This is a genomic window from Streptomyces lothianensis (assembly GCF_047779955.1).
In the GTDB taxonomy this organism is placed as follows: domain Bacteria; phylum Actinomycetota; class Actinomycetes; order Streptomycetales; family Streptomycetaceae; genus Streptomyces.
The window spans coordinates 41,658-67,229 of record NZ_JBLMKT010000053.1 but is presented as its reverse complement, the minus strand read 5'-3'; the positions used below and the strand labels follow the sequence as shown (position 1 = coordinate 67,229).

19 protein-coding genes and 1 pseudogene are annotated in these 25,572 nt (G+C 71.7%); 15 read left to right on the top strand and 5 right to left on the bottom strand.

The window, feature by feature from the left end:
* Positions 1-29: 29 nt before the first annotated feature.
* Positions 30-734, bottom strand: a complete 705-nt coding sequence (locus ACLF6P_RS18685; protein ID WP_415951621.1) for an N-acetylmuramoyl-L-alanine amidase — start codon at positions 732-734, stop codon at positions 30-32.
* Positions 735-827: 93 nt separating this feature from the next.
* Between ACLF6P_RS18685 and mnmA the strand changes: the two genes are divergently transcribed.
* Positions 828-1,958 carry a tRNA 2-thiouridine(34) synthase MnmA gene (gene mnmA, locus ACLF6P_RS18680; protein WP_415951619.1) on the top strand — a complete coding sequence of 377 codons (1,131 nt, stop codon included), beginning with the start codon at positions 828-830 and terminating at the stop codon, positions 1,956-1,958.
* Between the two features lie 58 nt (positions 1,959-2,016).
* Here mnmA and ACLF6P_RS18675 read toward each other — a convergent pair whose 3' ends face one another.
* The gene (locus ACLF6P_RS18675; RefSeq protein WP_415951618.1) at positions 2,017-2,838 is read right to left on the bottom strand and encodes an alpha/beta fold hydrolase; all 822 of its coding nucleotides are present in this window, start codon (positions 2,836-2,838) and stop codon (positions 2,017-2,019) included.
* Positions 2,839-2,904: 66 nt separating this feature from the next.
* Positions 2,905-3,228 (bottom strand): DUF427 domain-containing protein, encoded by a 324-nt coding sequence (locus ACLF6P_RS18670; protein WP_415951617.1) that lies wholly within the window; start codon positions 3,226-3,228, stop codon positions 2,905-2,907.
* Between the two features lie 169 nt (positions 3,229-3,397).
* On the opposite strand from ACLF6P_RS18670, the gene ACLF6P_RS18665 reads away from it, so the two are divergent.
* Entirely contained in the window at positions 3,398-4,225 is an 828-nt protein-coding gene (locus tag ACLF6P_RS18665; protein WP_415951616.1) for a class I SAM-dependent methyltransferase, read from the top strand.
* On the opposite strand, the pseudogene ACLF6P_RS18660 reads toward ACLF6P_RS18665, so the two are convergent.
* Positions 4,210-4,772, bottom strand: a pseudogene (locus tag ACLF6P_RS18660) (LOG family protein); the annotation flags it as partial. The gene ACLF6P_RS18665 and the pseudogene ACLF6P_RS18660 overlap by 16 nt on opposite strands.
* A gap of 182 nt (positions 4,773-4,954) precedes the next feature.
* On the opposite strand from ACLF6P_RS18660, the gene ACLF6P_RS18655 reads away from it, so the two are divergent.
* The 4 genes from ACLF6P_RS18655 to ACLF6P_RS18640 all read left to right on the top strand — a co-directional run bounded on the left by ACLF6P_RS18655 (position 4,955) and on the right by ACLF6P_RS18640 (position 11,306).
* Positions 4,955-5,644: an SDR family oxidoreductase gene (locus ACLF6P_RS18655; RefSeq protein ID WP_415951614.1), complete on the top strand. Its 690-nt coding sequence runs from the start codon at positions 4,955-4,957 to the stop codon at positions 5,642-5,644.
* A 200-nt stretch (positions 5,645-5,844) separates the two neighbouring features.
* Positions 5,845-6,798, top strand: a complete 954-nt coding sequence (locus ACLF6P_RS18650; protein WP_415951664.1) for a methionine synthase — start codon at positions 5,845-5,847, stop codon at positions 6,796-6,798.
* A gap of 80 nt (positions 6,799-6,878) precedes the next feature.
* Entirely contained in the window at positions 6,879-9,071 is a 2,193-nt protein-coding gene (gene ligA / locus ACLF6P_RS18645; RefSeq protein WP_415951613.1) for an NAD-dependent DNA ligase LigA, read from the top strand.
* Positions 9,072-9,113: 42 nt separating this feature from the next.
* Entirely contained in the window at positions 9,114-11,306 is a 2,193-nt protein-coding gene (locus tag ACLF6P_RS18640) for a putative bifunctional diguanylate cyclase/phosphodiesterase (protein ID WP_415951612.1), read from the top strand.
* 154 nt (positions 11,307-11,460) lie between these two features.
* Here the strand turns inward: ACLF6P_RS18640 and ACLF6P_RS18635 are convergent, their stop codons facing one another.
* A complete protein-coding gene (locus tag ACLF6P_RS18635) occupies positions 11,461-13,527 on the bottom strand; it encodes an ATP-binding protein (RefSeq protein ID WP_415951610.1) in 2,067 nt (688 codons plus the stop codon).
* Between the two features lie 107 nt (positions 13,528-13,634).
* Between ACLF6P_RS18635 and ACLF6P_RS18630 the strand changes: the two genes are divergently transcribed.
* From ACLF6P_RS18630 to ACLF6P_RS18590, 9 genes are all read left to right on the top strand, one after another.
* Positions 13,635-14,492, top strand: coding sequence for an alpha/beta fold hydrolase (locus ACLF6P_RS18630; RefSeq protein ID WP_415951608.1), 858 nt, complete (start codon positions 13,635-13,637; stop codon positions 14,490-14,492).
* Between the two features lie 211 nt (positions 14,493-14,703).
* Positions 14,704-15,000 carry an Asp-tRNA(Asn)/Glu-tRNA(Gln) amidotransferase subunit GatC gene (gatC, locus tag ACLF6P_RS18625; RefSeq protein ID WP_007384860.1) on the top strand — a complete coding sequence of 99 codons (297 nt, stop codon included), beginning with the start codon at positions 14,704-14,706 and terminating at the stop codon, positions 14,998-15,000.
* A gap of 6 nt (positions 15,001-15,006) precedes the next feature.
* A complete protein-coding gene (gatA, locus tag ACLF6P_RS18620) occupies positions 15,007-16,509 on the top strand; it encodes an Asp-tRNA(Asn)/Glu-tRNA(Gln) amidotransferase subunit GatA (protein ID WP_415951607.1) in 1,503 nt (500 codons plus the stop codon).
* A complete protein-coding gene (locus ACLF6P_RS18615; protein ID WP_415951606.1) occupies positions 16,506-16,745 on the top strand; it encodes a hypothetical protein in 240 nt (79 codons plus the stop codon). The genes gatA and ACLF6P_RS18615 overlap by 4 nt, the downstream gene beginning before the upstream one ends.
* A 13-nt stretch (positions 16,746-16,758) precedes the next feature.
* Complete coding sequence (gene gatB, locus ACLF6P_RS18610; protein WP_415951663.1) at positions 16,759-18,267, top strand: Asp-tRNA(Asn)/Glu-tRNA(Gln) amidotransferase subunit GatB; 1,509 nt, start codon at positions 16,759-16,761, stop codon at positions 18,265-18,267.
* A gap of 359 nt (positions 18,268-18,626) precedes the next feature.
* Positions 18,627-20,969 (top strand): MMPL family transporter, encoded by a 2,343-nt coding sequence (locus tag ACLF6P_RS18605; RefSeq protein ID WP_415951605.1) that lies wholly within the window; start codon positions 18,627-18,629, stop codon positions 20,967-20,969.
* A 68-nt stretch (positions 20,970-21,037) separates the two neighbouring features.
* Positions 21,038-21,694: a hypothetical protein gene (locus tag ACLF6P_RS18600; RefSeq protein ID WP_415951604.1), complete on the top strand. Its 657-nt coding sequence runs from the start codon at positions 21,038-21,040 to the stop codon at positions 21,692-21,694.
* 350 nt (positions 21,695-22,044) lie between these two features.
* Positions 22,045-22,221 (top strand): hypothetical protein, encoded by a 177-nt coding sequence (locus ACLF6P_RS18595; protein WP_415951603.1) that lies wholly within the window; start codon positions 22,045-22,047, stop codon positions 22,219-22,221.
* A gap of 216 nt (positions 22,222-22,437) precedes the next feature.
* Positions 22,438-25,470: a helix-turn-helix transcriptional regulator gene (locus tag ACLF6P_RS18590; RefSeq protein WP_415951661.1), complete on the top strand. Its 3,033-nt coding sequence runs from the start codon at positions 22,438-22,440 to the stop codon at positions 25,468-25,470.
* Positions 25,471-25,572 lie beyond the last annotated feature (102 nt).

Genomic DNA, 25,572 nt, shown 5'->3' with positions numbered 1-25,572 from the left:
CCCAGGGCGCACGGCCACCCCCCGCCCCGTTACGTAGTCGTCGCCCCCTTCGGCCGAGCAGCCGCCCGCCGGACCAACTCCATGTACCGCCCCCAGTCCCAGTGCGGCCCAGGATCCGTATGCGTGGCCCCCGGCACCTCGTTGTGCCCCACGATGTGTTCCCGGTCGACGGGTATCCCGTACCGCCCGCAGATGTCCGCGGTCAGTCGGGCCGAGGACTCGTACATCACCTTCGTGAAGGACGAGGCCCGGTCCACGAACCCTTCGTGCTCGATGCCCACACTTCGCTCGTTGTACGAGCGGTTCCCGGCGTGGTACGCCACATCCAGCTCCCGCGCCATCTGCGTGATCTCACCGTCCTCGGCCCGGATCACATAGTGCGCGGCCGCCGCGTGCGCCGGATCCCGGAAGACCTTGATCGCCGAGGCATAGCTCCCCTGCGTGACATGCACCACGATCCGGTCGATCCGGTAGTCCGCGGGCCGGTCCGCGGTCCGCAGGTTCGCCGCCGAGGCCGCCACCCAGCGCGCCCCCGGCTGGTCCACCTCCCCTTCGGTGCGCGGCTTGTCCACGCCCGGGATCCGCCACCACATCCGCCCCAGGTCCTCGTGGAACGCGAGCGCGGTGACCCCGGCGGCGACGGCCGCCCCCGTGGCGATGAGCAGCCCCCGCCGCGGAACCCCCTCACCGCCCTTGTTTGTGCCGCCCTTGCCCGTGTTCTGGCCCTGGCCCACGGCCACCCCCCTCTGCCGATCCGGCCGATTCGATCTCCGTACAGACAAACGGGTGGAGGGCGCCCATTGGTTCCGGCTTACTCTGGAGGGGTTATGACTGAGACTCCTCGCCAGCAGCCCCAGCGCCTCCGCGTCCTCGCCGCCATGTCCGGCGGTGTGGACTCCGCCGTCGCCGCCGCCCGCGCCGCCGAAGCGGGCCACGATGTGACGGGTGTCCATCTGGCGCTCTCGGCGAATCCGCAGTCCTTCCGCACCGGTGCCCGCGGCTGCTGCACCATCGAGGACTCCCGCGACGCGCGCCGCGCGGCCGATGTGATCGGCATCCCCTTCTACGTATGGGATCTCGCCGAGCGCTTCCGCGAGGACGTCGTCGAGGACTTCATCGCCGAGTACGAGGCGGGCCGCACCCCGAACCCGTGCCTGCGCTGCAACGAGAAGATCAAGTTCGCCGCCCTGCTCGACAAGGCACTCGCCCTCGGCTTCGACGCCGTGGCCACCGGCCACTACGCGCAGGTGATCACCAAGGAGGACGGCACACGCGAGCTGCACCGCGCCTCCGACATGGCCAAGGACCAGTCGTACGTGCTCGGCGTCCTCGACGACCGGCAGCTGGCGCACGCGCTTTTCCCGCTCGGCGACACCGTCACCACCAAGGACGAGATCCGCGCCGAGGCGGAGCGCCGCGGGCTCGCGGTCGCCAAGAAGCCCGACAGCCACGACATCTGCTTCATCGCCGACGGCGACACCCAGGGCTTCCTCGCCGACCGCCTCGGCAAGTCGGAGGGCGACATCGTCGACGAGTCGGGCGCGAAGCTCGGCACGCACGAGGGCGCGTACGGCTACACGATCGGCCAGCGCAAGGGCCTCAGGATCGGCACCCCGGCCCCGGACGGGAAGCCGCGCTACGTGCTCGACATCTCGCCCGTGAACAACACCGTGACGGTCGGTCCCGTCGATGCCCTCGACGTCACCGCGCTGACCGCGATCAAGCCCCGCTGGTGCGGCACCGCCCCTGTCGGCGAGGGCCGCTACACCGCCCAGCTGCGCGCCCACGGCGACGAGACCCCGGTGACCGCCGAGCTCGTGGACGGCGAGCTGCGGGTCGCCTTCGACGCGCCGGTGCGCGGTGTGGCCCCCGGCCAGGCGGTCGTCCTCTACGACGGCACCCGTGTGGTGGGCTCCGCCACGATCGCGGCGACCACACGGGCCACGGCGGCGGCCTGACCCTTATACGCGCCTCACGTCCATACGCGCCTCCCGTCCATACGCGCCTCCCGTTCAGCTACGCATTGGCGTAGAACCCGGCGAGCACCGGAGCCAGCACATCCGGGTCCACCATGTGGGTCTGCCCTTCGAGGGTGAGATGGCGGCCCGCGCGCGCCGAACGGGCCACGAGCTCGGCCGACTCGGCCATCCAGGCGAAACTCGACGCACCGTTGACCACGAGCAGCGGTACGTCGATCCGCGATATCCGGTCGACGGGCACCAGGCTGTCACCGAGCACCTCGTAGTCGTACGCGATCGTCGGTGCGAGCGCCTCCCACTCATGCCACAGAGGTGAACGCCTGAGCCCCTCGATGACCTCCGGGGGTGCCCCGGTGCCGGAGATGAACTGTTCGACCGCGCCGGCGCGGCGGTCCTCGGCGAGCAGTTCCCGCAGCCGCTCCGCCTGCTCCCGGCGCATTCCGACGCCGATCTCGTCGAGGGTCAACGGCGGTTCGTAGCCCGAGACATGGGTCACCGGAAGGCCGCTCGCAGCCGCCTCGAAGGCGAGCGCGGCCCCCGAGGAATTGCCGTGCAGCGCGGCCCGCCCGCCCACCGAATCGATCACCGCGGCGAGGTCCTCGACCTCCCTGGCCACCGCGTACGGCAGGGTGTCACCGCTGTGACCCCGGCCTCTGCGGTCGTAGGTGACCGCCGTGCAGCCGAGGGCCGCGAGCCGCCGGGCCAGCGGCCCGTCCTCGGTGGTACCGGTGCACAGGGCTCCGCACACGAGGATGACGACCGGGCCGCCCGCACCGGTCCGCTCGTACGCGATGGGGGTTCCGTCGCGCGACAGAACTTTTCCAAGGGTGTCCATGACGGTGCAGACCCCGGACGTCACCGGAACTCATCGCCGTATGAGGAAAAAACTTCAGAGAATTTCAAGCACCTACCCTGAGCTGCTACTTCACAGCTCTTCGGTTGCGTAGAAGCAGAAGTGGTCCTTGATGTCGGCGACTTCGGGCTTCGGATCCGGGTACGCCCACACGGCATCCGTGCCGCCCGGCAGCGACCAGTAGGAGGCGGTGCCCTTGAACGGGCAGTACGTATGCGTCTCGGAAGGCGTCAGAAGTTCCGTACGCACATCCTCGGGCGGCAGGTAGTAACGCACCGGGCAGCCGGTCTCGCGCAGCACCAGCGGGCGCGCGCTCTCCGCGACGACCTGACCGTCGTGCACCGCGCGCACCCGCTGCGTGCCCTGCTCGACGGTGATGGTGTGTCCCTGGCTCATGGCTCGGTCCTCCTCGTGATCGGGCACCGCGGACGGGCCCGCCGGTGCGGCCACCGACACCCCGTACAGCGCGGTTGACGCCTGGGCTCTTCCCGACGGAAACCATGCCAGAATCACGCACCGCGACCATCGGTCCACCCATCATGCACTCGGTGTCATGGAGGCGTTCATGGAACCCGGCAGGCTGTCCAGAAACCGCGGATCCGTGCTGCACAAGGCCCGTTACGCGCTGCGCCACCCGGGCCGGGTGCCGGCACACGTACGGCGCTCGGCGCGCGATGCCCTGCTGCGGCTCAGATACCGCGGCGACCACATCGGCTACTACCGCGCCGTGATGGCATCCGATGCCGCACGCAGCGCCGAGGCCGCGGTCGGCGGCGGACCCTCCGTCAGCCGGTGGAACCGGCTGGGCCGGATGCAGTTCGACTACCTGGTGGAGCACGGCCTGCGCGCCGAGCACCGGATGCTGGAGATCGGCTGCGGGAACCTGCGGGCCGGACGCCTCTTCATCGACCACCTGCGGCCCGGCCACTACTACGGCATCGACATCTCGCCCGACATCCTGCTCGCCGCCGAGGACACGCTCGTCCGCCACGAACTGCAGGCGAAGCTGCCGTACCTCACCCTCGCGGACGATCTGACCTTCGACTTCCTGCCCGATGCGCACTTCGACATCGTGCACGCGCACAGCGTCTTCTCGCACTCGCCGCTGCCCGTCATCGAGGAGTGCTTCGCGCACATCGGCCGCGTCCTGAAGCCCGAGGGCTTCTTCGACTTCACCTTCGACCGCACCCGGGGCAAGGAACACCAGGTCCTGCACGAGGACTTCTACTACCGGACCGAGACCCTCACCGCGCTCGCCGCCCGGTACGGGCTCGACGCGCGGTTCATGGCGGACTGGGAGGAGAGGCCGCACGGGCAGTCGAAGATCCGCGTGCGGCACGCGCGCAAGGAGCGGGCGGCCGCCCAGGGGGCCGGGACGGACTCCTCAAGATAGGCGAGCGCACCGGCCGGCTCCTCGGCGAAGAACACCAGTTCGCCCAGCGGGACCGGCAGGAAGCCCTCGTCCTCCATCCGCTGGAACTGCTGCCGCAGGCCGTCGTAGAAACCCGCGGTGTTGAGCAGCACGACGGGCTTCGTGGTCCGGCCGTGCTTCTTCAGTTCCAGGATCTCGGTGGCCTCGTCGAGCGTGCCCGTACCGCCGACCATGACGACCACGGCATCCGCCTTCCCCAGAAGCTGCGCCTTCCTCCCCCAAGCTCTTAAGGAGCAGGGGGTACCCCCTTGGCGAGATCGCGCGTGGTGATCATCTCGTCCGGGGCGCTCACCTGACGCGCCTTCGACGCGAGGAAGTCGACCGAGACGCCGAGCAGCCGGCCGCCGTTCTCCTGCACCCCGTCCGCGACGACCTTCATCAGACCGACATCGCTGCCGCCCCACACCAGGGTGTGCCCGCTCTTGCCGAGGAGTTCGGCGAACTGCCGGGCGGGGCCGGTGTAGCGCGCGTCGAGGCCGGCGGCGGAGAGGAAGACGCAGATGTTCATGCGGCAACCGTGCGTCGGGGGCCTCGCGTTGCGTGGGCCGGTCACGGATCCTCGGGGGCCGCGCGGGGCGAACACGGGCCGGCGGGCGGCGTCCGGGCCGAGCGGGCGACCACGGGCCGGGCGGTCGCCGGGCCGCGCGGGGCGTGTGCGGTGGGGCGGGCAACTGCTGGCACGATGAGGGCATGTCTCTTCATGTGATCACCGGAGCGGGCTCGGGCATCGGCGCCGCCGTCACCGCGCGCCTGCACGAGCGCGGCGACGACCTCGTGCTGCTCGCCCGCAACGCGGGCCGGGCGAAGGAGCTCGCCGGGCGGTTCCCGGGCGCGCGGACCCTCGTAGGCGACCTCGCCGAGCCCGACCGGCTGTCCTGGGCGTTCTCGCACCAGTCGCTGCCGGACCGGGTGGACTCGCTGCTGCACTGCGCGGGCGTCGTGGACCTCGGCCCGGTCGGTGAACTGACCCCGAAGATCTGGCGGGCCCAGCTCGAGGTCAACCTGATCGCCCCGGCCGAACTGACCCGCCACTTCCTGCCCCAACTCCGCCTCACCCAGGGCCAAGTGCTCTTCGTCAACTCAGGCGCGGGCCTCAACGCACACGCGGACTGGTCGGCGTACGCGGCCTCCAAGCACGGTCTGAAGGCCCTCGCGGACTCCCTGCGCCACGAGGAGAAGCCGAACGGCGTCCGTGTCACCACGGTCTACCCGGGCCGCACCGCCAGCCCGATGCAGGCCAAGGTCCACCAGCAGGAGGGCAAGGACTACGACCCGGCGCGCTGGATGGACCCTGAGTCGGTGGCGACGACGATCCTGACGGCTCTGGACCTGCCCCGGGACGCGGAGATCACGGACCTCTCCGTACGGCCGGGACGGTAACGGCAGAGACGGCAGCCGCAGTAGAAACGGCAGAGACGCCAGAAACGCCAGAAACGCCAGAAACGGCAGAGGCGGCAGTAGCGGCCGCAAGGCCCGCCCCCGGGGGGGGGTGCTCCGCGCCACCCGCCCCGCTCACCACTTACCCTTCCGTGGTGAACGATTCGCGCACCCCCTGGGGCCCCGCCACCGGCGTCGGCTCGATGCCCGGCGGCGACGCCCGGGAAGCCGCCAAGACCGTGGCCGGGACCTTCGAGGACTTCCCGTTCCTGCCCGAACTGCCCGCCCGCGGCCCGGGCGCCGACATGATCGGCCGCACCCTCGGCCTCCTCGTGGAGCTGTACGCCCGCGTGGAACCCAGCGGCTGGCGCCTCGGCGACCGTCCCGGGCGCGACACCCGGCGCGCCCGGTCCTGGCTCGGCGAGGACCTCGACGCGATCGAGGAGTTCACCCAGGGCTACGAGGGCCCGCTCAAGGTCCAGGCCGTGGGCCCGTGGACGCTCGCCGCCGCCACCGAGCTGCGCAACGGCGAGTCCGCGCTGTCCGATCCGGGCGCCTGCCGCGATCTCGCGGGATCCCTGAAGGAGGGGCTCGCCCAGCACCTCGCCGAGGTCCGCCGCCGGATTCCCGGAGCCGAGCTCGTGCTGCAGCTCGACGAGCCCTCGCTGAGCGCCGTCCTGCGCGGGCAGATCAGGACGGCGAGCGGCTACCGCACCCACCGCGCCGTGGACCGCCAGCTCGTCGAGTCCACGCTGCGCGCCCAGATCGAGGCGCACGACGGTCCTTCGGTCGTCCACACCTGCGCCCCGGACGTACCGTTCGCGCTGCTGCGCCGCGCGGGGGCCGCCGGTGTCTCCTTCGACGCCGCTCTGCTCACAGACCGTGACGAAGAAGCGGTCGGTGAGGGTGTGGAGGCCGGTCTGAAGCTGTTCGCCGGAGTCGTGCCGTCCACCGACACCGCATTGTCAGACCCGGCAAGTAACGTCATGGGTGTCAGGACGCTGTGGCGAAGGCTGGGCCTGAATCCGGGGCTGCTCGCGGATTCGGTCGTGGTCACGCCGTCGTGCGGACTCGCGGGCGCCTCGCCCGCGTATGCCCGCAAGGCGCTCGCCCACTGCGTCGCGGCGGCTCGCTCGCTCGCGGACAACCCTGAGTGACGGGGCTCGGGGCGCGGGTGTCCGCGTCCGACGCGGGACGACAGGCCGACGGGGCACACGGGGTATACGGAGGACACAGGATGCTGGGCTCGGAGCAGGCAGGCGGCACGTCATCGGTGCCTGCCGAGGCGCGTGAGCGCCATGCGCAGATCGCGGAACAGGTCGAGGAGCACCGGTTCCGTTACTACGTGCGGGACCAACCGGTCATCAGCGACGGTGACTTCGACAAGCTCCTGCGCTCCCTCGAAGCGCTGGAGGAGGAGTACCCGGAGCTGAGGACGCCGGACTCGCCGACCCAGAAGGTCGCCGGCGCCTATCAGACGGACTTCGCCTCGGTCGAGCACCGCGAGCGCATGCTCTCCCTCGACAACGCCTTCGACGAGGAGGAGCTCGCCGCCTGGGCGAACCGTGTGGCGGCCGATGTCGGCACCACCGACTACCACTTCCTGTGCGAGCTGAAGATCGACGGCCTCGCCGTCAACCTCACGTACGAGAAGGGTCGCCTGACCCGCGCCGCCACCCGCGGCGACGGGCGAACGGGCGAGGACATCACGCCCAATGTGCGCACGATCGGCGACATCCCGCACCGCCTGAAGGGCGATCGCATCCCGGACCTCGTGGAGATCCGGGGCGAGGTCTTCTTCCCGATGGAGGAGTTCGAGGGGCTCAACGCGCGGCGGGTGGCCGACGGCCAGGAGCCGTACGCCAATCCCCGCAACTCCGCCTCGGGTTCGCTGCGCCAGAAGGACCCGAAGGTCACGGCCACCCTCCCGCTGCACATGGTGGTGCATGGCATCGGTGCCCGTGAGGGTCTGGAGATCTCCCGGCTCTCCGAGGCCTATGAGCTGCTGGGCGAATGGGGCCTGCCCACCGCGCGGCACAACAGGGTGGTCAAGGGCCTCGACGGCGTGCGGGAGTTCATCGCGTACTTCGGGGAGAACCGGCACTCGGTCGAGCACGAGATCGACGGCGTGGTCGTCAAGCTCGACGAGATCCCGCTGCAGGGGCGGCTCGGCTCGACGGCCCGCGCGCCGCGCTGGGCCATCGCCTGGAAGTACCCGCCGGAGGAGGTCAACACCAAGCTGGTCGACATCCTCGTGGGCGTCGGGCGCACCGGCCGGGTGACGCCGTACGCGCAGGTGGAGCCGGTGCAGGTGGCCGGTTCCGAGGTCGAGTTCGCCACCCTGCACAACCAGGAGGTCGTCAAGGCCAAGGGGGTGCTGATCGGTGACACCGTGGTGCTGCGCAAGGCCGGCGATGTGATCCCCGAGATCCTCGGCCCGGTCGTCGATCTGCGCGACGGCAGCGAGCGCGCCTTCGTGATGCCCGCCGAATGCCCCGAGTGCGGCACGGCGCTGCGGCCGATGAAGGAAGGCGACATCGACCTGCGCTGCCCCAACGCGCGCACCTGCCCGGCGCAGCTGCGCGAGCGGGTGACCTATCTCGCGGGCCGCGAATGCCTGGACATCGAGCACTTCGGGGGAGTGGCCGCGGCGGCGCTGACCGGTCCGCTGGAGCCCGCGACCCCGCCGCTGGTGGACGAGGGCGATCTGTTCGATCTCACGATCGAGGACCTGCTCCCCATCAAGGCGTATGTCCTCGACAAGGACAGCGGGCTGCCCAAGCGGGATCCGAAGACTGGCGAGGACAAGGTCGTCACGGTCTTCGCCAACCAGAAGGGCGAGCCGAAGAAGAACGCGGTCGCGCTCCTGGAGAACATCGCCAAGGCCAAGGACAGCCCGCTGGCCCGGATCATCAACGGTCTTTCGATCCGTCACGTCGGCCCGGTCGCCGCCCAGGCGCTGGCCCGCGAGTTCCGCTCCCTGGAGCGCATCGAGCAGGCGAGCGAGGAGGAGCTGGCGAACACCGACGGGGTCGGCCCCACCATCGCGGCCGCGCTCAAGGAGTGGTTCGCGGAGGACTGGCACCGCGAGATCCTGCGCAAGTGGCGCGCGGCGGGCGTCCGGATGGAGGAGGAAGGCGGCGAGGACGAGGGGCCGCGTCCGCTGGAGGGCCTCACCGTCGTCGTCACGGGCACGCTGCAGCACCACACCAGGGATGGCGCAAAAGAGGCGCTGCAGAGCCGCGGAGCGAAGGTGACCGGCTCGGTTTCGAAGAAGACATCCTTTGTCGTGGTCGGTGACAATCCTGGTTCGAAATATGACAAGGCCATGCAGGTGAAGGTGCCTGTTCTGGACGAGGAAGGCTTCGCTGTCCTGCTCGAACAGGGGCCGGAGGCCGCCAGGGACGTTGCCGTTCCGGTACCCGAGTAGCGGTTGAAGGCCACCCGTTCGGCGCATACCAGATGCATACGGGTGGCCGGGTGGCATTCGGGCAACCGTGCTCGACAGCTGCCCTTTGCAGCCTTCTGCGGCCTACTGTTGGGATGGTGCGCTGCCGTGTCGTGGGCACCGCCGGCTGTGAGAGGGACGGGAATGAAACCGACCGAGAGCGCCGAACAGGTCTCCCGGCTGCCCTGGGCATGGGCGCTGCCCGCGCTGCCCACTGTGGTGATCACTCTCGCCTCGGTCCTGCTCGGCGCGGGCGTGTACAGCGCGCTGAGCGGGCATCATGCCCTGTTCCCCGGTTCCACCGTCGGCTGGTCCCTCGCCGTCCTCGTCGGGGTGATCGTCGGCCATCTGGTCGCGCTCGGCCGTGAGCGCTGGTGGGGCGGCACCGGATCGGGCGCCGCCCTCACGCTCGCCGTCCTGCTGCTCTACGGCTGGGTGCCGGCCGGGATGGTCAGCCTCACCGTGATCGTCCTGGTGGGCGCCGCCCGCCGCAGCCGATGGCGGCAGGGGTTGCTGCACGGCGCGGTGGACGTGCTCGGGATCGGCGCGGGAGCACTGATCATGGCCGCTTTCGGCCAGGCGCCGACCGTGGAGAAACCCTGGACGCCCGAGACCTGGGACCTGTGGGCGGTGCCCGAGTTCGTGCTGGTGGCGGGCGCCTACCTCGTCGTCACCCGGCTGCTGCTCTGGTATTCGCATGCTCCGCATGCGGCCGGACTGCCCACCGTCGCCCGTACCGCCCTGGTCCGCCAGGGCCTCGTCGGCGTCGCACTGCTCGGCATCGCGCCCCTGATCTGCGTCGTCGCCATGGCCCGGCCCATCCTGCTGCCGCTCTTCGCGATCCCGCTGGTGGCCCTCGACTCCACGCTGTGGATCGCGCGGGCGCGGGCCGAGGAGCAGCTGCGCGATCCGCTGACCGGACTGCCCAACCGGCAGTGGCTGCTTCAGCGGGCCTGGGCCGCGCTTGACGAGGCCGAACGGACCGGTGCGCGCTCCGCGCTGATCCTGATCGACCTCGACCGTTTCCGTTCGGTCAATGACACGCTCGGACACCTCGCAGGCGACCGGCTGCTGCTGCAGATCGCCGACCGGCTCCGCCGCGCCCTGCCCAGGGGCGCCGAGGCCGCGCGCCTGGGCGGCGACGAGTTCGCCGTGCTGCTGCCCACCTGCGACTCCACCACCACCGCGAAGCGCATCGGCCGCCTCCTCGTCGCCGAACTCAGCTCGCCGCTCGATCTCGACGGGCTCACCCTCGTCCTCGAAGCGAGCGCGGGCCTCGCCGTCCACCCCGACCACGCGGTCGACGCGGAAGGACTGCTGCGGCGGGCGGACGTGGCGATGTACCAGGCCAAGGTGGACCGCACCGGCGTCGAGGTCTACGAATCGAAGCGGGACTCCAACACCCCCGACCGCCTCGGCCTGCTCGGCGATCTGCGCCGAGCACTCGACGCGGGCGAGGTCGAACTGCACTACCAGCCCAAGGTCCGCTTCGACGGGCAGGTCGCCGGGCTCGAAGCGCTCGTACGGTGGGTGCATCCCGAGCGCGGCAGGGTCCCACCGGACGAGTTCATCGCGATCGCCGAGTCGTCCGGGCTGATGCCGCACCTCACGGAGTACGTGCTCGACACGGCCCTCGCCCAGGTCGCGCGCTGGCGTGCGCAGGGCGTGGAGGTGCCGGTCGCGGTGAACGTCTCGCCGCGCGATGTGCACACCCCCGGCTTCGCGGGATCCGTTGCCGCACGGCTCGCGCGCCACGGGGTGCCCGCTGGTGCGCTGCAGCTGGAGATCACCGAGCACGTCCTCCTGGAGGACCCGCAGCGGGCGGCCGACACGCTCGCCGGACTCACCGGCCACGGCGTGAAGATGTCCCTCGACGACTTCGGCACCGGCTACTCCTCACTGGTCCACCTGCGCCGGCTCCCCGTCAGCGAACTCAAGATCGACCGCTCGTTCGTCGCCAAGCTCGCGGTGGACGCGGAGGACGCGGAGATCGTCCGCTGCACGGTCGACCTCGCGCATTCGCTGCACCTCGTGGTGGTCGCGGAGGGCGTGGAGGACGACGAGACCTGGGAGCGCCTGAGGGACCTGGGCTGCGACGCGGTCCAGGGCTGGCTCGTCGCGGCGGCGATGCCGGCCGACGAGACGACGGCGTGGCTCCTGGCGCGGGGGGCGAAGGGGTGGCAGCGGCCCGCCGAGCTGGAGGCCGGCGCGCCTTAGGCGTATTTCCCCTGTGAGGTTGGGGAGGCGGCTGCTGCCCCGTGAAACCGGGCACGCGCCTCCAGGCTCACCAGCACGCGCGTCCGAGCTCAACGGCACGCGCCTCCCGGTTCACACGCGCCTCCCGGTTCACACGCGCCTCCAGGTCCAGCCGTCAGGTGGACCACGGGGAGCGCACGCGCGGGTCGGGGACGTATGCGCAGTAGGTCCCCGTGCGGATTGTGCGGTCAAGGTGGTCGCCGAGCGGTGGAGAGGCGTCGCGGAGGTGGCGTATGGCCTTCCGCACGGCCTGGGTGACGGCCGACCGGGCCCGTTCGGAGGCCGCGCCGGCGCGCCGGTCGCGCCCGCCGAGCCCGACGGCCCTGGCGAGTTCGCCGATCAGGAAATCGCGCTCGAACTCGGTCTGTTCCTGCCGGGCGATGTCGTTGTCGGCACGGGCCTCCTCGATGTCGTCCTCGATCTCGGCGAGCCGTCGGCGGTACATCCGCTTGGCACGGTCGTCCAGGAGGGGACCGGCGTCGCCGGCGCGGGAGATACGTTCCACGGCGCCGGGGGCGTCGCTTTCGGCGGCGACGAGGTCCAGGACATGGAACTCCCGGTCCGGCGCGGCCAGCAGCCGGGCGAGGTGGTGCATCCCCTTGCTGTCACGGACGGTCACGCGTCGGCCTTCGAAGACGATCCGCCAGGAGTCGCCCTCCCGGACGAACGTGTCCGGTTGGGCCTCCGCCGTCCGCGCCTCGTCGGCCGCGCGCGGGCGGGCGATCCGTTCGAGCTCGGTGCGCGCCGCCTCCCGTTCGAGGGCCTCGGCCCATGGAAGGCCCAGGGCGCGCCGGGCGTCCGCGAGGCGAAGCCGGCATTCGGCCGCCTCGAAGGGAGCACCGATCTCGCTCCAGGCACGTACCGCGTCGCTGAGCACCGCCGACGCACCGGCCGCATCGCCCTCGGCGAGCGAGGCCTCGCCCCGCGCCCGCAGTGCCGACGCGGCAAGCGCGCTGCTGCCGAAGCGGACGGCCACCTCATCGAGCTCGCGGGCGGCGACCCGCGCCGTCTTCGGGTCGCCGCGGGCGATGGCGATTCTGACCTGAGCGTCCAGGAGCGGAGCCCGCCGCAGCTCGGTGGTGGGAGGCAGTTCCTTCGACGGCACCGGCAGCGGGCGCAGCAGTGCCTCCCGGATCGAGGCGGCCGCCGCATCGGTATCGCCCTTGGCGAGCCGGACGAGTGAAAGTTCGGGTTCGGGATCCCATCCGAGGCGATGGGCGGCGAGCAGCGCCTCTTCGGCGCCGGCCAGGTCGCCGCGCCGCAGCCTGATCCGTCCCAGTTCCGTCAGCGGCCAGCCCAGCTCGCGCCGCACGTAGGGACGCAGCTCGTCGCAGGCCAGCAGCACCTGCTGCTCGGCGTTCGCGCAGTGGCCCCGCAGGCGCAGGATCTCGGCCCGGTGCACCCGGCACCGGCCGTGCAGGCTGCCGATCGCGTTCGTGTGCGCCCACTGATCCATCGCCTCGGTCCACTGCTCGGCCAGGTCGTACTGGGCCAGGCCCTGTAGTGCGCACACCACCTCGCAGTAGACGACTCCGGTCGACAGCGGGGCGAGGCCACCGGACATCGCGGCCGCGCCGGCGTCATCGAGGAGGGCCAGACCCCGCTCGACCTCGCCGTCGAGAATCACCAGCCGGGCCTGCGCGGTACGCCCGATCGCCGCCGCGGCCGGATCGGTGTGCGAGCCGGTCCCGACCGCCCGGTCGGCCCAGCGCCGGGCCGCGTCCAGGTCACCGCTGAGCAGACGCTCAAATGCGCGCACCGCCGCGAACCACGCGTGCGCGGCGGTGGCCTGGGCAGGGTCGAGGAGGCGTTCCGCGCGACGAAGCCACCCCCGTACCGGTCCCATCAGCGCGGTGTCGAACAGCAGGTGCATGGCGACCTGTACGGCGGCTCCGGCCGCGCCGTTGTCCTCGCCGAGCCCGGACAGCTCGCCGTGGAGCAGCTCCCAGGTCTCGATCGCGACGTCGAGATGCCCCGCGGCATACGCGACGCCGGCGAAGTCGGCGAGCTCCGCCGGGCCGAGCTCGCCCGCCTCCCGGGCGGCCAGGCAGTCGGCGTAGGCGTCCGCCCACGCGCCATCGGCCGCGGCCTGCCGCGCTCGCTCGAGCGCGGACCCGTCGCGGGAGGAAGGAGTCCCCGAGGAAGGAGTCCCCGAGGGAGGAGTCCCAGCAGGAGGAGTCACGGAAATTTCCTTCGGTCCGGATGAAGCGCTTACGGCGGTCACTGCTTACGGCGGTAACTGTCTCGCTTACGCCTCCATGGTGAGTCACGACCGCACGGGAGGACACCATGGACACCTTGGAAGCCAAGGACACCTCGGACACCTTGGACACCATCACGGTGAACGACATCCGACTGGAATACGAGATCCGCGGAACCGGCGAGCCGGTCCTGCTGATCAGCCCGGTTCTCGCCGACGGGTTCGTGCCGCTCGTCGCCGAACCGGCACTCGCCGGGCGCTTCCGGACGGTCCGCTACCACAAGAGGGGCTGGAGCGGCAGCACCCACACCCCCGGGCCGGTCGGCGTCGCCGACCACGTCGCCGACGCCATCGGACTGCTCGACCGCCTCGGCATCGACCGCGTCCACGTGGCCGGGCACTCGAGTGGCGCCGCTGTCGCGGCCCAGCTGGCCCAGGACCACCCCGACCGCGTCGTCACGGTCGCGCTGCTGGAGCTCTCCCTGCTGTCGGTGCCCGCGGGCGAGGCGTTCCTCGCACAGGCGGGAGAGGCGTTCGGGGCGTACGCCGACGGGGAGGCCGAACGTGCCCTCGGGCTGTTCCTGTCCACCGTCAGCGGAATGGACTGGGAGCGCTGCCGGACCCTGCTGGAGGATCGCGTGCCGGGCAGCGTCGCGCAGGCGGTCAAGGACGCCGACACGTTCTTCGGGGTGGAGCTCCCGGCCCTGGCCGAGTGGCGGTTCGGCCCCGACGACGCCGCGGCGATCCGTCAACCGGTGCTGTCCGTGCGGGGAAGCGACACCCGGCCCCTGTGGGTGGACGTCGCCGAGTTCCTCAGCTCGACCGTGCCGGACGTCGAGGAGTGCGTCATCGACGGAGTGGGGCATCTGCTGCACATCGAGCGGCCCCGGCCGGTGGCCGAAGCCCTGGCCCGGTTCCTGGCCCGGCATCCGATCTCGAGGCCGTAGTGGAGGCGGGTGCTCTCGCGGCCGTAGTGGAGGCGGCTGCCCGGACCGAGTGCTGCCCCGGCCGGCAGCACTCGGCCCCGCCGCGTTCGAGGTGATCCGGGCCGGCCCGGACGGGCGCCCGGGGCCGAGCCCCGAATCCGTTTCACGGGCACGGGCCCGCGCCCCATAGGATTGGGCCCAAACAAGAACCACGCACCCCGTGAGGATCCGCATGCCTGGCATCACGCGCGAGGAGGTCGCCCACCTCGCCCGGCTGGCGCGTCTGGAGCTGAAGCCCGAAGAGCTCGAGCACTTCGCAGGCCAGCTCGACGACATCATCGGCGCGGTCGCCCGCGTCAGCGAGGTCGCCGACCAAGACGTACCGCCGACCTCCCACCCGCTGCCGCTGACGAACGTCATGCGTGCGGACGAGGTCCGTCCCTCGCTCACCCCCGAGCAGGCGCTCTCGGGCGCCCCGGCCCAGGAGCAGCAGCGTTTCAAGGTGCCGCAGATCCTGGGGGAGGACTAAGAAGCCATGACGGACCACAGCAACATCATCAAGCTGACCGCCGCCGAGATCGCGCAGAAGATCCAGGACGGCGAGCTCACCGCGGTGCAGGTCACCGAGGCCCACCTGGCCCGTATCGAAGCGGTCGACGAGAAGGTGCACGCCTTCCTGCACGTCGACCGCGAGGGCGCGCTCAAGCAGGCCGCCGCGGTCGACGCCAAGCGCGCCGCGGGCGAGGAGCTGGGCCCGCTGGCCGGCGTCCCGCTCGCGCTGAAGGACATCTTCACCACCGAGGGCATCCCGACCACGGTCGGCTCGAAGATCCTCGAGGGCTGGATCCCGCCGTACGACGCCACACTCACCAAGCGTCTCAAGGACGCCGACGTGGTCATCCTCGGCAAGACCAACATGGACGAGTTCGCCATGGGGTCCTCCACCGAGAACAGCGCGTACGGGCCCACCGGCAACCCCTGGGACCTCACCCGTATCCCGGGCGGCTCCGGCGGCGGTTCCTCTGCCGCGCTCGCCGCGTACGAGGCCCCGCTCGCCATCGGCACGGACACCGGCGGTTCCATCCGCCAGCCCGCCGCCGTCACCGGCACGGTCGGCGTGAAGCCCACCTACGGCGGCGTCTCGCGCTACGGCATGGTGGCCTTCAGCTCCAGCCTCGACCAGGGCGGGCCCTGCGCCCGTACGGTCCTGGACGCCGCACTGCTGCACGAGGTGATCGCCGGGCACGACCCGCTCGACTCCACCTCCATCGACGCCCCGGTCCCGCCGGTCGTCGAGGCCGCCCGCAACGGCAGCGTGCAGGGCATGCGCGTCGGTGTCGTCAAGCAGTTCCGCGGCGAGGGCTACCAGGCCGGAGTCGTGCAGCGCTTCGACGAGTCGGTCGAGCAGCTCAAGGAGCTGGGCGCCGAGATCGTCGAGCTGGACTGCCCGAGCTTCGACCTGGCGCTCTCCGCGTACTACCTGATCGCGCCCTCCGAGTGCTCCTCGAACCTCGCCCGCTTCGACGCCATGCGCTACGGCCTGCGCGTCGGCGACGACGGCACGAAGTCCGCCGAGGACGTCACCGCCCTCACCCGTGAGGCCGGTTTCGGTGACGAGGTCAAGCGCCGCATCATCCTCGGCACGTACGCCCTGAGCTCCGGCTACTACGACGCGTACTACGGCTCCGCGCAGAAGGTCCGCACGCTCATCACCCGTGAGTTCGAGGCCGCCTTCGAGCAGGTCGACGTCATCGTCTCGCCGACGACCCCGACCACCGCCTTCCCGATCGGCGAGCGCGCCGACGACCCGATGGCGATGTACCTCGCGGACCTGTGCACCATCCCGACCAACCTGGCCGGCAACGCCGCCATGTCGCTCCCGTGCGGCCTGGCACCCGAGGACGGTCTGCCGGTCGGCCTGCAGATCATCGCCCCGGCCATGAAGGACGACCGCCTGTACAAGGTGGGCGCGGCGGTCGAAGCTGCATTCGTTCAGAAGTGGGGACACCCGCTCCTTGAGGAGGCTCCGTCGCTATGAGCGCCATGTCCAAGGCCAAGGGATTCAAGAAGTCCAAGACCGGTACGTACCTGTCGATCGGCACCACCGCCTTCGGCGCGGTCAGCGTCCTGAAGCAGGCGAAGAAGGCGCGTTCCGAGAACGACACGCTCCGCCTGATCGACGCCGCGGTCTCCGCCGCCGCGATCGTCACCGGTGTGGCGCTGCTGCTGCGCGAGCTGAAGCGCCTCGGCGACGACGACGTCCTGCTGGGCTGAGAGGGAAAGTTACATCGTGACCACCGAACTTCTGCCGTACGAGGACGCTCTCGCTTCGTACGACCCGGTCATGGGCCTCGAGGTCCATGTCGAACTCGGCACCAGGACCAAGATGTTCTGCGGCTGCTCCACGGAGCTGCACCAGGACGCCAACTCGCAGACCTGCCCGACCTGTCTCGGCCTGCCCGGCGCCCTGCCGGTCGTCAACGAGACCGGCGTCGAGTCGGCCGTCAAGATCGGCCTCGCGCTGCACTGCGAGATCGCCGAATGGTGCCGCTTCGCCCGGAAGAACTACTTCTATCCGGACATGCCGAAGAACTTCCAGACCTCCCAGTACGACGAGCCGATCGCCTTCGACGGCTACCTCGACGTACAGCTGGAGGACGGCGAGGTCTTCCGCGTGGAGATCGAGCGCGCCCACATGGAGGAGGACACCGGCAAGTCCACGCACGTGGGCGGCGCCACCGGCCGCATCCACGGCGCCTCGCACTCGCTGCTCGACTACAACCGCGCCGGCATCCCGCTGATCGAGATCGTCACCAAGCCGATCGAGGGCGCGGGCGAGCGGGCCCCCGAGGTCGCCAAGGCCTACGTGGCCGAGCTGCGTGAGCTGATCAAGGCGCTCGGCGTCTCCGAGGCCCGGATGGACAAGGGCCAGATGCGCTGTGACGTGAACCTGTCCCTGCGTCCCCACGGGACGAAGGAGTTCGGCACGCGCAGCGAGACGAAGAACGTCAACTCGCTGCGCAGCGTCGAGCGCGCCGCCCGCTTCGAGATCCAGCGGCACGCGGCCGTGCTCAAGGACGGCGGCGCGATCGTCCAGGAGACCCGCCACTTCCACGAGGACGACGGCTCCACGACCTCAGGCCGGATCAAGGACAACGCCGAGGACTACCGGTACTTCCCGGAGCCCGACCTGGTGCCCGTGGCCCCGTCCCGCGAGTGGGTCGAGGCGCTGCGTGCCACGCTGCCCGAGATGCCGCGCGTACGCCGCAACCGGCTGCGCGAGGAATGGGGCATCTCCGAGCACGACATGCAGTCCATCCTCAACGCGGGCGCGGTCGACGCGATCGTCGCCACGATCGAGGCGGGCGCCCCGTCCGACCAGGCCCGCAAGTGGTGGATGGGCGAGCTGGCCCGTAACGCCAACGAGTCGCAGCGGGCCATCGACGAGCTGCCGATCACCCCGGCGCAGGTCGCCCGGGTCTGCGAGCTCGTTGCCGCCGGTGACCTCAACGACAAGCTGGCCCGCCAGGTCATCGACGGTGTCCTGAAGGGCGAGGGCACGCCGGACGAGGTCGTCGAGAAGCGCGGTCTGAAGGTCGTCTCGGACGAGGGCGCGCTGTCCGCTGCCGTGGACGAGGCCATCGCGGCCAACGACGGGATCGTCGCCAAGATCAAGTCCGGCAAGCTCGCGGCCGCCGGTGCACTGGTCGGCGCGGTCATGAAGGCGACCCGGGGCCAGGCCGACGCGGCGCGCGTCAAGGAGCTGATCCTGGAGAAGCTGGGCGTCGAGGGCTGAGCCCGCTTCGCCGAGGGGTGGCGCCCGGACCACGGTCCGGGCGCCACCCCATTCGCATCTGCGCGCCGGGTGCACGGCCTGCGCGCCGGGTGCCGACCTGCGCGCCCGGTGGGCGGCCTGCGTGCTCCTGGGCCGGACGGACCTGGACCGGATGCGGCCTCCGTCCACGTGGAACAGCGTGATGGAGGCCTCGTCGCACCCCTTGTGAGGATGGCCACGAAAGGGACAATCGATCACCAATCGCTGCGAGAGTGAGCGCGTGGCGAGCCTGCAGGCATCCGGGGCCCGACACCCAGGGCACGAGTTCCTCCAGAGCTGTTCCCGGACCACAGAACCTCGAACGACCAGGGAGCAGCCAGGTGGCGTCACTCGCACGGTGGTGCATCACGCACCGACTGGCCGCCGTACTCCTCTGGCTGGCCGCCCTGCTCGGCACCGGCACCGCGGCCCTCGCGGCCGGCAGCGCGTACTCCAACGACTACAGCGTTCCCGGCACCGAGTCCGGCCGTGCGGCCGAACTGCTCGAATCGGGTTTCCCCGAGCTCGGCGGGGACCGCGAGACCGTCGTCTGGCACACCGAGGACGGCACGGTGGACGCCGCCGCCGTCCAGCAGACGATGACCCGGACCCTCGACAAGATCACCGAGCTGCCCGGGATCTCCACCGTCATCAGCCCCTACCGCCAGGCGGGTCAGGGGCAGATAAGCGAGGACCGGCACACCGCGTACGCCCAGGTCATCTTCGAGCAGCCGGCCAACGACATCGACAAGTCCCAGGCACAGGCCCTCGTCGACACCGCGAAGGCGGCCGAGGGCAACGGGATGCAGGTGGAGCTCGGCGGCACCGCGGTCGGCGCCACCGAGGCGAAGACCGGCCATGTCGCGGAGATCGTCGGCGTACTCGTCGCCGCCGTCATCCTCTTCCTCGCCTTCGGCTCGCTCGCCGCGAGCCTGATCCCCATCGCCACCGCGCTCGTCGGCGTCGGTACGGCGTACGCGGGAACCGTGCTGCTCGGGCATGCGATGACACTCGCCGACTTCGCGCCCATGCTCGGCACTCTCATCGGGCTCGGCGTCGGCATCGACTACGCGCTGTTCATCGTCACGCGCCACCGGCGCGGCCTCAAACGAGGGCTGCCCGTCGCACAGGCGGCCCGCGAGGCCGTCGCCACCACCGGGCGTGCGGTGGTCTTCGCCGGCGCCACGGTGTGCATCGCGCTGCTCGGGATGCTGATCCTGCGCCTGAACTTCCTGAACGGTGTGGCGATCGCCGCCTCACTGACCGTGGTGCTCACGGTCGCGGCCTCCGTGACCCTGCTGCCCGCGCTCCTCTCGTACATCGGGATGCGTGCCCTCAGCCGCCGCGAACGCGCCCGGCTCGTCGCCGAAGGGCCCGCACCCGAGCTGCCCACCGGGTTCGCCGCGCGCTGGTCGGCCTTCGTGGAGAAGCGGCCCAAGCTGCTCGGCGCGCTTGCGCTGCTCGTGGTCACGGTGCTCGCGCTGCCCACGTTCTCGCTCCGGCTCGGCACCTCCGACCAGGGCAACAATCCGGGCTCGACCACCACACGCCAGGCCTACGACCTGCTCGCCGAGGGCTTCGGACCGGGGGTCAACGGGCCGCTGACCATCGCCGCCGAGGTGCACGGCGCGGAGGACCGGGTCGCGCTCGACCAGCTCACCGGCGAGCTCGCCGGCACGCAGGGCGTTGCGGCCGTCACGCCGGTGACCTACGACGAGACCGGGCAGGTCGCTCACCTCACCGTCGTCCCCACCTCCTCGCCGCAGTCCGCGGACACCAGCCGCCTCGTCGACACCCTCCGCGACGACGTCCTGCCGGCCGCCGCACAGGGCACCTCCCTGGAGACCCACGTCGGCGGGATCACCGCCGGCTACGACGACTTCGCCGAGATCATCATCGGCAAGCTGCCGCTCTTCGTGGGCATCGTCGTCGGCCTCGGCTGCGTGCTCCTCCTCCTCGCGTTCCGCTCGATCGGCATCCCGCTCAAGGCCGCCGCGATGAACATCGCCGCCGTCGCCGGGGCCTTCGGGGTGGTCGTCGCGATCTTCCAGTGGGGCTGGGGAACCGGTCTGCTGGGGCTCGGCAGCGCGGGGCCCATCGAGCCCTTCCTGCCCGTGATCATGGTCTCGGTGCTCTTCGGGCTCTCCATGGACTACCAGGTCTTCCTCGTCAGCCGGATGTACGAGGAGTGGCTGGAGACCGGCGACAACCGGCGGGCGGTCCGGGTCGGTCTCGCGGAGACGAGCCGGGTGATCAACTCGGCCGCGGTGATCATGATCTCGGTCTTCCTGGCGTTCGTTCTCAGCGGCGACCGCGTGATCGCGATGTTCGGCATCGCACTCGCCGCGGCGGTGGCCCTGGACGCCTTCGTCCTGCGCACCCTCCTGGTCCCCGCCCTGATGCACCTGCTGGGCGGCGCGAACTGGTGGCTCCCGAACTGGCTGGACCGCATCCTCCCCCGCATCAGCATCGAACCCCCGGAACAGCGGGACGTACCGGTCCGGCGGGACGTACCGGTCCCGGGCGCGGCCCCCACGACCGCCACCGAATCCGGCGCTGACGTTGCCAGTGACACCGTCACTGCCACTGCCACTGCCACTGCCACTGCCCCTGCCACTGACGCCGCCACCACGCGACACGCACCGGACGCCGCCGCCGTCGTCGCGCCGACGAGCGAGCGCTGAGGCGCCGGGGGACCGCTGCCGAGGCGGCGTTAAGCAAGCTCTCAGACGGGCCGCCTAGCGTGCGCACCATGAGCACTGAGACCGAGAAGCGCGCGCCGGAAGCGGCTGCCCCCAGCCTCGTCGGGAACGAGGAGCCGGCCGAAGGCCACGCGCAGGCCGTGGACGGCGTACCGGCCGAGGCCGACGCGGGGGCCGAGGGCCCGGGCGGGGCCGACTCGGAGAGCGTCGGCGAAGAAGGCGCCGAACCGGAGGGCGTCGGCGAAGAGGGCGCCGAACCGGAGGGCGTCGGCGAAGTGGGAGTCGGCGCGGAGGGCGCCGAGCCCGGTGCCGTCCCCGCCGTCGGCCAGGGTGCCGTCGCCGTCGTATCCGCAGGGCTCGGCATCGTCGCCCTGACCGGCAGCTGGGTCGGGACGGTCGCCTCCGCCCGAGCCTCCCTGATCGGTCAGCTGGAGACCGCCACCACCGCGAGCGTCGCCGAGCAGGTGCAGGCCGTCTACGGCGATGCCTGGCAGGCCACCGCCGTCGTGGGCGGTGCCTTCGCCCTGCTTGCGCTGCTGCTCGGCGCGTTCGTGCTGGTACGCCCCGCCTTCGGGGTGCCGAACCGCGTACAGGCGCCGTGGACCAAGTCCGTCGCCTGGGCGGGCCTGGCGCTCGGTGTCCTGGGCCTGGCGCTCGCCGTGGCCAAGTACCTCGACCTGTACCTGTCGCTCCCGTCGACCACGTAAGCCGTCGTAGCTCTTACCCGAGTCCCCGAGTCCCCGAGTCCCCGAGTCCCCGAGTCCCCGAACCCCCGAGTCCCCGAGTCCCCGAACCCCCGAGTCCCCGAGTCCCCGAACCCCCGAACCCCCGAACCCCGCCTCCCCGAGACCGCCTGAGGCCCCTGGATCCTCCGTTCCCCCCGGATCCGGGGGCCTTAGGCCTGCATAAGCAGGCGGGCCGGACGGCCTAAGGCATCCGGCCCCCGCAGATGCGGAGTTCTCCCGATGCGCCGCACCCCTCCGGGAGGCGAGAGTCGAGGCATCGCAGAGAGCGAGAGGCCGGACCGACCGGCCGCCGACTCCCAGGGGAGCAGCAGATGTTCGACTACGAGATGTTCGAGTACCGCCAGGCCGACCTCACCCGCGAGGCCACCGTGCAGCACCGCACCGCCGAGGCCCGCAAGCTGCGCCGCGCCCGCCGCGATGCGGGCCAGGACCCGGAGGGGCGGGTGAGGAACGGCCGACGCAGGCCTCCCTTCGTGGCCGCCGCCTGAACTGCGGGCGGGGGAGCGCACATGGAGACGGTGACGCAGCCACCGGACGGCAGTGGCAACCGCCCCGGCGGGCGCCCGCCCGCCCACTCCCTCGGCCGGGCGGCGGACCGTCCCGCCGCCCGGCGGCCCACCCACCCCGGCAGCCGTAAGCCCGCATCACCCCAGGTGACCGGCCTCATGCCCGAGCGGGGTGCCGCGCGCTCGGACCCGCGTGCGATGCTCGGCCCTGTGGAGACCAGGTCCGTCAGTCCCGTGTTCGTCGGCCGAGCCGGTGAGCTGACCCTTTTGAACGAAGCGCTCGCCGGTGCCGAGGCCGGCGAGCCGCAGGCGCTGCTGCTCGGTGGGGAGGCCGGGGTCGGCAAGACCCGCCTCCTGGAGGAGTTCTGTGCGGCCGCCGAACGCGGCGGCGCCGTCGTCGCGGTGGGCGGCTGCGTCGAAATCGGCGCGGAGGGCCTGCCGTTCGCCCCCTTCTCCGCCGCGCTGCGCGCGCTCAGGCGCCGCCTCCCCGAGGAGTTCGCCGCCGCGGCCTTCGGCCAGGAGGAGCAACTGGCCCGGCTGCTGCCCGAGTTGTCGGACCCGTCCCGGGTGCTGCCGGGCGGCGGCACGCAGCAGGAGGACGAGGGTGTGGCCCGCCTCTTCGAGCTCACCGTCCGGCTGCTCGAACGGCTCGCCGCCGAGCGCCCCGTCGTGCTGGTGCTCGAAGACCTCCACTGGGCGGACGCCTCCACCCGCCATCTGCTCACGTATCTCTTCCGTACGCTGCGCAGCGGCCGCCTGGCCGTCCTCGCCTCGTACCGCTCCGACGACATCCACCGCCGCCACCCGCTGCGCCCGCTCCTCGCCGAGATGGACCGGCTGCGCACCCTGCGGCGGATCGAACTGCCGCGCTTCTCCCGCGCCGAGGTGCGCCGCCAGCTCGCCGGCATCCTGGCCGCCGAGCCCGAAGAGGCCTTGGTGGAGCGGGTTTTCGAGCGTTCCGACGGCAATGCCTTCTTCGTCGAGGAGCTCGCCTGCTCCGAGGACGACTGCGATCACGCCCTGCCGGAAACCCTGCGCGATCTCCTGCTCGTACGGGTCGAGGCGCTGCCCGAGGACGCCCAGCGGGTCGTCCGGGTCGTCGCCGAGGGCGGCTCCACCGTGGAGTACGAGCTGCTTGCGGCCGTCGCCGGGCTCGGCGAGGACGAGCTGATCGAGGCGCTGCGCGCGGCCGTCGGCGCCAACCTTCTGCTCGCCGCCCCGGGCGGTGACGGCTACCGCTTCCGGCACTCCCTGCTGCGCGAGGCCGTCAGCGATGATCTGCTGCCGGGCGAGCGCACCCGCCTCAACCGCCGCTATGCCGAGGCCCTGGAGGCCGATCCCACGCTGGTCCGCGACGACGAGCACGCCCCGTGCCTGGCCAGCTACTGGTACCACGCGAAGGACGCCGCCAAGGCACTCCCCGCCACACTGGCCGCCGCCGTGGTCGCCCGCCGACGCTTCGCCTTCGCCGAGCAACTGCGCCTCCTCGAACGGGCGATGGAGCTGTGGGACCAGGCCGGCGAGGAGGTGCGGGAGAAGCTGCGGCCCGTCGATTTCACGGAGGCGTATCCGCCGTGCGGCTGCGATCCGGAGACGAAGCCGCTGCGGTATCTGGACCTGATGGCGGAGGCCGCGGTCGCCGGCCGCTTCTGCGGTGAGCGCGAGCGCGCCCTGAAGATCACCAAGCGGGCCATCCGGCTGCTCGGCGAGGAGCCCGACCCGCTGCGCGAGGCCTGGTTCTGGAACCAGAAGGCCTGGCTGGTGTCCTCCCTCGGCCGCGGCGACAGCCTGCCGGAGCTCACCCGCGCCGAGGAAACCCTGCGCGGCCTCGAACCCACCGCGGTGCACGCCGAGATCCTCACCCACCGCGCCACCTGGGCCTCGCTGCACGCCCCCGGACCGGAGGCGCTGGCCGCCGCCGAACGGGCCGTGGAGTACGCGCGGATGGTCGGCGCCGAGAGCATCGAGGCAAATGCCCGGCTCACCCTCGGCGGACTGCTCGTGGAGTCCGGCGACGTGGATCAGGGCATCGCGATGATGCTGGCCGTCCGCGAACGGATCGCCGCCGGCACCCTCACCCGCGACCTGGCCCGCGTCCACATCAATCTGCCCTCCTCGCTCGAAGGCATCGGCCGCTCCACCGAGGCGATCGAGTACGGCCGCGCCGGCATCGAATTCTGCCGCCGCTACGGGCTGGCCGGGGTCGAGGGCTGGGTCTGGGCCAATCTCGCCGAGTCCCTGATCAACAGCGGGAAATGGGAGGAGGCCATCGAGGCGGTCCACGAGGTCATCGCCTCCGGCGCCGGCGAGAAGCCCCGGGTCTCGGCCGGTGAACGCCTCGCCCGGCTCGCGCTGTACCGCGGCGAGTGGGACGCCGCCACCCGGTACCTCGCGGAGGCTCGCAGCCACTACGGGCGGCACGACCCCCAGCCCCAGTACACCCTTCCTCTCGTCCGGCTCTCCCTCGGTATCGCGGCCGGTGAGGGCCGGATCGGTGACGTACGCGCCGAGTTGGCGCAGACCCTGGAACAGGGCCTCGCGCCCGGCTCCCAGCGCTATGTCTGGCCACTGCTGCTGGCCGCGGCGACCGCGGAGGCCGACGCCCGCGGGCTGCCCGCGGCGGAGCCCGGCAGGGCGGGCGCCGTCGAGGCCATCCGCCGCACGGCCCGGTCCGTGGCCACGCCCGTGCCGGTCTGGCAGGCGTACGAGCGGTGGGTACGGGCCGAACTCCTGCGTGCCGAAGGGCGCGCCGGTGCCGGGGACTGGGCCGAGGTGGCCGCGGCCTTCGACGGCGTCGAGCGCCCGTATGCGCTGGCCCGCGTGCGGTACCGGTACGCCGAGGCGCTGCTCGCCGCCGGGGCCGACGATGAGGCCCGGGCCCGGGCCGCGGAGCTGCTGCGTCCGGCGCGGGAACTGGCCGAGACCCTGTCGGCGAAGCCGCTGGCCGAGGACATATCGCTGCTGGCCCAGCGGGCCCGGCTCGCCCTCGACGACGAGCCCGCGCCGTCGGCCCCAAAGCGGGCGCATCCCCTCGACGACCTGGGACTCACCAGCCGCGAGCGGGATGTGCTCGGCCTGGTGGCCGAGGGCCAGACCAACCGGCAGATCGCCGAGGCGCTGTTCATCTCGCCGAAGACGGCGAGCGTGCACGTCTCCAACATCCTGGGCAAGCTGGGGGTGGCGAGCAGAGGCGAGGCGGCGGCGATGGCGCACCGGCTGCGGCTGTTCTAGGGGGTGTCCGGCGGAAGGACGGCCCGGCGGCGTGATCCGTCGGGCACCTCCTGGCGCGCACGGTCGCGGGCCGCCACGGGAATTCGCCGGTGCGCCTGTCCG